This window comes from Amycolatopsis thailandensis (assembly GCF_042723255.1).
GTDB lineage: Bacteria > Actinomycetota > Actinomycetes > Mycobacteriales > Pseudonocardiaceae > Amycolatopsis > Amycolatopsis thailandensis.
The window spans coordinates 1-8,379 of record NZ_JBHXJK010000229.1 but is presented as its reverse complement, the minus strand read 5'-3'; the positions used below and the strand labels follow the sequence as shown (position 1 = coordinate 8,379).

At 69.4% G+C, this 8,379-nt stretch carries 10 protein-coding genes; 6 read left to right on the top strand and 4 right to left on the bottom strand.

Annotated features, from left to right (window positions below):
- Positions 1 to 212 precede the first annotated feature (212 nt).
- Entirely contained in the window at positions 213 to 1,637 is a 1,425-nt protein-coding gene (locus ACFWMR_RS41585; RefSeq protein ID WP_378382378.1) for an amidase, read from the bottom strand.
- 13 nt (positions 1,638 to 1,650) lie between these two features.
- On the opposite strand from ACFWMR_RS41585, the gene ACFWMR_RS41580 reads away from it, so the two are divergent.
- On the top strand, positions 1,651 to 1,821 hold the full coding sequence (locus ACFWMR_RS41580; protein ID WP_378382377.1) for a hypothetical protein: 171 nt from the start codon (positions 1,651 to 1,653) through the stop codon (positions 1,819 to 1,821).
- Between the two features lie 31 nt (positions 1,822 to 1,852).
- On the top strand, positions 1,853 to 2,332 hold the full coding sequence (locus ACFWMR_RS41575) for a hypothetical protein (protein ID WP_378382376.1): 480 nt from the start codon (positions 1,853 to 1,855) through the stop codon (positions 2,330 to 2,332).
- A gap of 7 nt (positions 2,333 to 2,339) precedes the next feature.
- Here the strand turns inward: ACFWMR_RS41575 and ACFWMR_RS41570 are convergent, their stop codons facing one another.
- Positions 2,340 to 2,831, bottom strand: coding sequence for a nitroreductase family deazaflavin-dependent oxidoreductase (locus ACFWMR_RS41570; protein WP_378382375.1), 492 nt, complete (start codon positions 2,829 to 2,831; stop codon positions 2,340 to 2,342).
- A gap of 86 nt (positions 2,832 to 2,917) precedes the next feature.
- On the opposite strand from ACFWMR_RS41570, the gene ACFWMR_RS41565 reads away from it, so the two are divergent.
- On the top strand, positions 2,918 to 3,529 hold the full coding sequence (locus ACFWMR_RS41565) for a TetR/AcrR family transcriptional regulator (RefSeq protein WP_378382374.1): 612 nt from the start codon (positions 2,918 to 2,920) through the stop codon (positions 3,527 to 3,529).
- On the opposite strand, the gene ACFWMR_RS41560 is transcribed toward ACFWMR_RS41565, so the two are convergent.
- Together ACFWMR_RS41560 and ACFWMR_RS41555 are read right to left on the bottom strand one after the other, a co-directional pair.
- The gene (locus ACFWMR_RS41560; protein ID WP_378382373.1) at positions 3,508 to 5,091 is read right to left on the bottom strand and encodes an AMP-binding protein; all 1,584 of its coding nucleotides are present in this window, start codon (positions 5,089 to 5,091) and stop codon (positions 3,508 to 3,510) included. The genes ACFWMR_RS41565 and ACFWMR_RS41560 overlap by 22 nt on opposite strands.
- Positions 5,092 to 5,209: 118 nt before the next feature.
- Entirely contained in the window at positions 5,210 to 5,770 is a 561-nt protein-coding gene (locus ACFWMR_RS41555) for a TetR/AcrR family transcriptional regulator (RefSeq protein WP_093933802.1), read from the bottom strand.
- A 125-nt stretch (positions 5,771 to 5,895) separates the two neighbouring features.
- On the opposite strand from ACFWMR_RS41555, the gene ACFWMR_RS41550 reads away from it, so the two are divergent.
- The 3 genes from ACFWMR_RS41550 (at position 5,896) to ACFWMR_RS41540 (ending at position 8,335) form a co-directional block, all read left to right on the top strand.
- Positions 5,896 to 6,600 (top strand): alpha/beta fold hydrolase, encoded by a 705-nt coding sequence (locus ACFWMR_RS41550; RefSeq protein ID WP_378382372.1) that lies wholly within the window; start codon positions 5,896 to 5,898, stop codon positions 6,598 to 6,600.
- Positions 6,601 to 6,670: 70 nt separating this feature from the next.
- Positions 6,671 to 7,315: a flavodoxin family protein gene (locus ACFWMR_RS41545; RefSeq protein ID WP_378382371.1), complete on the top strand. Its 645-nt coding sequence runs from the start codon at positions 6,671 to 6,673 to the stop codon at positions 7,313 to 7,315.
- Positions 7,316 to 8,335, top strand: coding sequence for a LacI family DNA-binding transcriptional regulator (locus ACFWMR_RS41540; protein WP_378382370.1), 1,020 nt, complete (start codon positions 7,316 to 7,318; stop codon positions 8,333 to 8,335).
- Positions 8,336 to 8,379 lie beyond the last annotated feature (44 nt).

The window sequence follows — 8,379 nt, the reverse complement described above, 5'->3', positions numbered from 1 at the left end:
CTTTCGGGACATCAAGCGTCCCGAAAGCGGCTTTCGCGACGTTGGGTCCTGCCAGGTGCATCGGCCTGTCTCGGTACGCTTCGGCATCGGCTGTCTCGGGACTTCGCTCACCCGCCCGACGCGACAATGGGTCCCCTCAAAACGGGTTCCAGCTGGGAATAATGTCCTTTGTGGACGGACGAGATCGCGATCAGCCACCGTGGTCGTCGCGATCAGGGAAGCTCAGGTCGACGTTCGCCGTACCGCGTCGCCTGCTCGAACATGTGGGCCGCGCGAAGCAGGTTCAGTTCACCTCGGTGCGGGCCGATGATCTGCAATCCCACCGGACTGCCATCGGCGGTAAAGCCCGCGGGGACGGAGATCGCCGGGCATCGGGTGGCCGAAATGGCGGAGGACGACCGCATCCAGTCGATGTAGTCGCGCATTTCGTGCCCGGCGACGGTTTCCGGGTATTCCCACTCGACAGGGAAGGGCGGCACCTGACTGACCGGAGCGAGCAGCAGATCGTATTTCGAAAAGAACTCCCGCGTCGAGGCGACGAGCCGGGTCTGGAGGAGATTGGCCATCGCCACCCGTTGCCCACCGAGTGTGGCACCGTACGCGATTTCGTCGGCGAGGGTCTTCTTGATCCGACCGGGATGGGCCTCGGCCAGCGCGCCGAGGTTCAGGTGGAAGATCCGGGCTCGCAGGGTCCGGAAGACCTCGTCCGCGTTCGTGAGGTCGGGCGTGGCCTCTTCGACCTCGCAGCCGAGGTCACCGAACACCTTCACCGCCGGTTCGAGGACCTGACTGACGGCGGGGTCGACCGGGAGCCCGCCGAGGTCGGGGGACCAGGCCACGCGCAGCCCGGTGAGGTCGGTGTCCAACGGTTCCGCGAACGGTTCGGACGGCTCCCGGAGGCTGAACGGGCTGTGGGGGTCGTAGCCGGCGATCACCGACAGCAGGAGCGCGACGTCCCCTACGGTGCGGGCCATCGGGCCGTGCACGGCGAGCCACGAGGCCGGGAGGCCGTCGGGTCCGCAGGGCACCCGGCCGGGGGACGGCCGCAACCCGACCACGTTGCAGAACGACGCGGGATTGCGCAACGAACCGCCCATGTCGTTGCCGTCGGCGAGCGGATGCAGTCCAGCGGCCAGTGCCGCGGCCGCCCCGCCGCTGCTGCCACCGGCGGACAGCGAAGGCCGGTACGGATTGCGAGTCGCCCCGAAGACCGGGTTCATCGTGTGCGAACCCGCGCCGAACTCGGGGATGTTCGTTTTCCCGAGCGTGATCACCCCCGCGGCGCGCATTCGTTCCACGATGGGCGAATGCGCGGTCGGGACGTTGTCCGCGAGCAGCGGTGAACCATAGGTGGTGCGCACGCCGGCGACGTCGTGATTGTCCTTGTGGGCAACCGGGATCCCGTGCAGTGGCCCGACTTCCTCGCCGTGGGCCAGCCGTTCATCGGCCTCGGCGGCGTCGGCGAGGGCCTGGTCCGCGGTCAGCGTGACTATCGCGTTGATCCCGGGATTGACCCGTTCGACGCGGTCGAGATGGGCTGTCACCACTTCCCGCGCGCTGACTTCACAGGTGCGTAGCCGCTTCGCCAGCTCCCTCGCGGGGAGGTGGCAGAGTTCGTCTTCGATCACGTCCTCCAACCAACTTGTGGGAATGGTCGAATTCTCGGCTGCGGTGACCAGGTCCGACAAGATCCGCACCGCGATCGCGGTGACGCCGCACGGGGTGCCGATGCTGGTGCGGGTCAAAGCCGCGCCGGTCTCGCCAGGACCGCCGGTACCGCGCTGGCGCGGCGCCCGGAGACGAGCTTTTGCTACCTGGTGACCGGGCAGGCGGAAGTGGTCGCGGAAGTGCGGTGCTCGCGGTCTACGTTTCGGGGGATCTCACCGCCACTTCCGGGCTGCACGAGGCCACCGCCGATCCGATCACCAGGTACTACCGGACCGTGCACGAGTGGCAGCCCGCGCTCCTGACCCCGGAGGAATCGGCCGAACTGCCGCAGCTGACCCCGCGGCCGCGGCACCCGGACGGCGACGCGCTCGCCCGGGACGAGCGCGTGCTGGTGCGGGCGCTGCGCGAAGACGGCAGGCGCACCCACGAGGAACGGAGTCGACCGTGCGGCGCCGGGTCGAGTCACTTCGCCGCGACGGGAGGATGTACATCCGCGCCGTGGTGGAACCCGCTCTGCTCGGCCTGCCGATCGAAGCCTTGCTGTGGATCCGCAGTCGTCCGTCCGATGTGGACGAACTCGGGCGGAAGCTGCTCGCTTCGCCGTATGTCCGTTACGCCGCGGCCACCATGGGGGAGTGTGCCGGCGTCCGAACTGCGGGACTGAGAACCGGTCACTTGATGCGCTCCAGCAGGACGACGGGGATCTGCCTGCCTGATGCTGCTTCGAACTCGGCGAACTTCGGGACAAGCGCCACCTCTTTCGCCCAGAGCCGCTCGCGTTCGGCGCCCTGTGCGAGCCGGGCCAGGGCCGACACCGTCTCCGTGCCTACCTCGACGGTGACCCGCGGGTTCGCCACGAGATTGTGGTACCAGACCGGATGCCGCGGGCTGCCGCCGTGGGTTCCGAAGACGGCCCAGTCGTCGCCGACCGGCTGGTAGAACAACGGGCTGATCCGTTCGCGGCCGGTCTTGGCCCCGAAGTGGTGCACCAGGATCAGCGGCATACCCCGTTCGTCGAATCCGGGGAACCGGGGCGGGACCGGGCGGCCCGCGGCGAAATCCTCTTCGCTGCTCCAGGACACGTAGCCGGCGTTCGCCCGGAATTCGGCGATGATCCGGTCGTTCCAGCCGGCTTTCGCGGTGGTGGTGGACGGGTCGGACATGGCATCCCCTTCGCTATCCGGAGCACTTGCTCCTCAACGTAACACAGAGCGGAGCAAGTGCTCCGCAAAAGGGGTAGGGTCTGCTCATGGCAGTGGCTGAACCGAAAAGCGCCCGACGGCGCGCGGACGCGATCCGCAACCAGGAGGCGATCGTCGAGGCAGCCACCGAAGTACTGGCCGAGCAGGGCACCGCGGTGGACGTCCGCGAGATCGCCCGCCGTAGCGGCGTGGGCATGGGCACCCTCTACCGGCACTTCCCGAAAAAGGAGGATCTCATCCGGACGGTCCTGCGTCGGGACTTCTCGAGGTGGGCGGAATCCGCGCGCCGGGCGGCGATCGGTGCCGAGGATCCCTGGGCGGCGCTCACCGACTTCTACGAGCAGGCTCTGACCGGCTACGCGCGCCACCGGGTGATCGTCGAGAACTTCGCGCTGACCTGGTCGGACCCCGATCTGGAGGGTATCCGGCAGCTCCGGCTCGTCATCGAAGAACTGCGCGCCGGCGCCGAGGATCTCCTGCGCGCCGGTGTGACCACCGAAGACCTGCTGCTCCTGCTGGTCTCATTGGGCCACGCCGTGCAGCTCACCGACGGGGGTCACCCGCTGATGTGGAACCGGCTGCTGCGCATCTCCCTCGACGGCCTGCGCGCCGACCATGGCGAACCGCTTCCCGGCGCTCACAGTTCACGCAGCAAGTAGCGCTGAAGCTTCCCGCTCGCGTTGCGTGGCAACGCCTCGATGAACCGGACGCGGCGCGGATACTTGTACGGCGCGGCAGTCGCTTTCGCGTGATCCTGGAGCGCCTGAGCGAACCGCGGGCCTTCTTCGACGCCGGGACGCGGCACGACGAACGCCGTCACGATCGAACCGCGGTCCGGGTCGGGCGTGCCGATCACCGCGCATTCCTCCACGTCCGGATGGGCGAGCAGGACTTCTTCGACCTCGGGGGCGGCGATGTTGTAGCCCGACGAGATGATCATGTCGTCGCTGCGCGCGACGAACCAGAAGTAGCCGTCCGCGTCCCGGACGTAGGTGTCGCCGGTGATGTTCCAGCCGTCGCGGACGTAGTCCCGCTGGCGCGGGTCTTCGAGGTACCGGCAGCCCGTGGGGCCTCGCACCGCGAGGAAACCGGGCGTTCCGTCGGGGACGGGCGAGCCGTCGATGTCGAGGACGGCGGCCCGGTAGCCGGGGACGACCTTCCCGGTCGCGCCCGGACGCGCGTCGTCGTCGGCGGCGGAGATGAACACGTGCAGCATTTCGGTGCTGCCGAGCCCGTCGATGAGCGGCCGCCCGACGACCTCCCGGTACCGCTCGGCCACGGGAGCGGGGAGCGACTCGCCCGCCGAGATCGCGCGGCGTACTCCGGCGAGGAGCCCTCCGTGGCCGGAGTTCAAGATGGCCCGGTACGCGGTCGGGGCGGTGAAGAGGACCGTGACGCCCTTGTCGGCGACGACGGCGGCGAGTTCCGCCGGAGTCGCGCGTTCGACCAGGAGCGTCGCCGCACCCGCTCGCAGGGGGAAGATCAGCAGCCCGCCGAGGCCGAAGGTGAAGGCGAGCGGCGGCGTGCCGCAGAAGAGATCGTCCGCGGCCGGTCGCACGACATGCCGGGAGAACGTGTCGGCGATCGCGAGCAGATCGCGGTGGAAGTGCATCGTCGCCTTGGGGGATCCCGTCGTGCCGGAGGTGAAGGCGAGCAGGGCGACGTCATCGGCCGCTGTCGGGACGTCGGCGAACGTCGCCGGATGCCGTTCCGCTCGGGCGGCGAGATCCGTTCCGTAGGACACGACGGGCAGATCCGGCGGGAGTTCGTCCAGGAGGCGTTCGTCGCAGACGGCGATCGCGGGCTTCGCGCGGCCGGCGATCTTGTCCAGTTCGGCCCGCCGCAGCATCGGCATGGTCGTGACGGCCACCGCGCCCGCCTTGAGGACGGCCAGCCACACCGCCGCGAGCCACGGGGTGTTGGTGCCCCGCAACAGAACCCGGTCGCCGGGGGCGACGCCGAAATCGGTGACCAGGACATGTGCGACCCGGTTGGCGCGGGCCAGGACTTCGCCGTAGGTCCACGTTTCGGCGGGTGAAGACAGACAGGGCCTGTCCGGGCCCAGCCGCTCGACGGTCTCGTCGAGCAGCGCGGTCGCGGCGTTCAGCCTGTCGGGATACCGCAGTTCCGGGAGGTCGAACACGAGCTGTGGCCACTGGTCGGCGGGCGGCAGCCGGTCGCGGCAGAACGGGTCGACGTGCGCGCTGGGAGAAAGGCTCATCGTCGCCGCTCCTCGATCCGGCCGGGCCCCCTCCCGCGAAGGTAGCACTTGTTACGACCGTCGAGAAGGCGCTATGTCCTGTCCGTGACGACAGTGCCGGACAGGATAGGGCGACGGCTCAGGCGACGACCTCGGTGACAGCGCGGCGCAGGGTCGTGCGCACGGTTTCCGCGTCGTCGAGGTTCCCGCCGTGCAGCGCGCCGTCGCGGAGCAGGACGAGGGTGCGCGCGGCGTGGTCGGGATCGGCGTGACCCGCGTCGCGAGCCAGGTCGCGCAGGACGCCGAAGAACCAATCCCGGTGGTCGTCGATGACCTGCCGGACCTGGTGTGCGGGATCGGGGTACTCGGCGGCGGCGTTGAGGAACTGGCAGCCGCGGAAGTCGTCGTCGAGCGTCCGGTCGCCGACGATGCCCAGCGCGCCGAGTAGCGCTTCGCGAGGAGGCTTTCCGCTGGTCACCGCGCCCACACCCGCGCGGATCTGCTCGCTCGTGGTGCTCAGGTACGCGGCGACGAGGTCGTCCTTGGTGGGGTAGTGGCGGTAGAAGGTCGCCCTGGTCACGGCCGCTTCGGAGACCAGGCGCTCCACTCCGACGGCGTGGATGCCCTCGGCGTAGAACAGCCGTGACGCTGTCTCGAGCAGCCGGATCTTCGGGTGGACGTCCCGGTCGACAGTCGGCATCTCTCAACTGTAGAGAAAGAACGGTCATTCCACTAGGTCGTCTTCGTCACGTTGCGGAAGGTGTTCCGGACGAGCATCGTTCAGGGAGAAAGACCGATCATTCTCTCTGACTCCGAGGAGCCACCATGAGCAACCAGAAGCCCACCATCGTCCTGGTCCACGGTGCTTTCGCCGACTCGTCCAGCTGGAACGGCGTCGTCCCGAAGCTGCGTGAGCAGGGCTACCGGGTGCTGGCCGCGTCGAACCCGCTGCGCGGGATCGAGTCCGACGCGGACTACGTCGCCGACGTCGTCAACGGAGTGGACGGCCCCGTGGTGCTGGCCGGGCACTCCTACGGCGGTGTGGTGATCAGCCGCGCGGCCACCACCGCGCCGAACGTCAAGGCGCTCGTCTACATCGCCGCTTTCCAGCCGGAAGCGGGGGAGAGCGTGTTCGAGCTGTCCGGCCGGTTCGAGGGAAGCAAGCTCGGCCCGGACACCACGAACGTCCTCGCCTCGCGGGGCGAGCTGTCGATCAAGCCCGAGAACTTCTCGGACGTGTTCGCGGCCGACGTTCCCGCGGAGACCGCCGACGTCATGGCCGTCACCCAGCGTCCGGTCACCGAGCGCGCGCTCGGCACCCCGTTCGACGGCGAGCCTGCCTGGAAGAACGTGCCGTCCTGGGCGTTGATCGCCGAGCAGGACCACGCGATCCCCGCCGCCGCGCAGGCGTTCATGTCCGAGCGCGCCGGTTCGGAGGTGACCAGGATCGACGCCTCGCACGCGGTCTCGGTCTCGCGGCCGGACGTCGTCGCGGAGGTCATCCTCGCGGCCGCCGCCAAGGTCGCTTGACCGCTTGACAGGTGATACCTCCCCGGAGAGACTGCAAAAGCGTTTTTGCAGTCTCTCCGGGGAGAACCACGTGAAGGTCTTGGTGCTGGATTCGAGCCCGCGTCGTGAGGGCAATTCCTGGGCGCTCGCCCAGGCGCTGGGCAAGGGGGCGGAGGAAGCCGGGCACACGGTCGGCTTCGTCCGCCTCTCCGATTTCGTCGAGTCGCCGCTGGGGGACTGCCGCGAATGCCGGCTGAGCGACCGGTCCTGCGGGATCGCGGACGACTACGAGCGGCTGCTGTTCGACCACGTGCTCCCGGCGGACGCGATCGTCTACGCGACACCGCTGCACTGGTACGGCATGACCGGGCGGCTCAAATCCTTCTTCGACCGCCTTTTCTGTTACACCTCCGGCAGTTCGCCGCATACCGCCGACGTCGTGCCGGGGCTGATGAACAAACGCGCCGCCGTGCTGATCTCCTGCGAAGAGAGCTATCGCGGCGCGACGCTCGGCCTCGAGGCCCAGTTCCAGGAACTCACCCGGTATCTGCGCCAGGACCTGGCCGGGATCGTCGTCGGGGTCGGCAACAGCCGGGGCGAGGTGGAGCGCGATCCGGCCCGGCCGCTGGAGGCCGCGGCGAACCTCGGACGTAGGCTGGGCGACGCCCACGTCACCGATTACCGGCTGGACACCGACCGGCCGAACCGCGTTTGGGGACCGCCCGTGGAGGTCTGAGTGCCGACGACCATCCGTGACGTCGCCGCCGCCGCGGGGGTCTCGATCACCACCGTCTCCCACGTGCTCAGCGGGCAGGGCCGGATTTCCGAGGAGACCCGGCAGCGCGTCGCGCGGGCGGCGGCCGAGCTCGGCTACCAGGCGAGCGTGCACGCCCAGCAGCTGGTCACCCGGCGCAGCCGCACCCTGGCGATCCAGCTCGCGAACTCGGTCGACGCGAGCAGCGCCTGCGCGCTCGTGCCCAACTCGGACTACTTCCTCGAAGTCCTCAACGGGGCCGCCGAGGCCGCGTCGAAGCGCTCGTACGCCCTGCTGCTGGCCCCGACGGACGCGGACCTCGACCGGCTGAACGCGTTCTCGGTCGACGGCGCCATCCTGGTGGATCCTCGTGGCGACGAGCCGTTCTTCGCTTCGGGCTGGTGCCGTGACCGGCCGCTGGTGACCGTCGGGCGCCCGATGGCGGCGCCGTGTCCCGTGCCGGTAGTCGTGGACAACGACCTGGTCGAGGCCGCCCGGCTGATGCTGGATCACCTGGCGGACAACGGTTACGCGCGACCGACGATGATCACCACCGACACCGGCCGTTCCTACGCGGCGGATCTGGTCGCGGGCTACACCGGCTGGGCGGAAGACCGGGGGCTGGAGCCGGTGGTGGTCGAGATCGACGAACCGCCGACCACCGAAGGCACGGCCGAGGCGCTGGGCAGGCTGCTCGACCAGCCAGTGTGCCCGGACGCGGTCTTCACGACGTCGGAGAATCTGGCGCTCGGCGTTCTGCACGAGGCACGCCGCCGGAGCATCGCGGTGCCCGGCGCGCTCGGGATCTGCAGCGCGGTCGACAGCGGTTCGCTCCGGCTGACGTCGCCGCAGGTGACCGGCATGTTCGTCCATCCTCGCGAGGTGGGCGGCCGCGCCGCCACGGCGTTGATGGACCTCGTCGAGGGCGTCGCCCGGGGCACCGAGCCGGTCCGGATCGAAGTGCCGGTGCGGCTGAACGCGCGCGAATCCACCGCCCGCTAGAACGCGTTTCGTCCTCTGGATGCGGTAGTTGCACGGGCAACTAC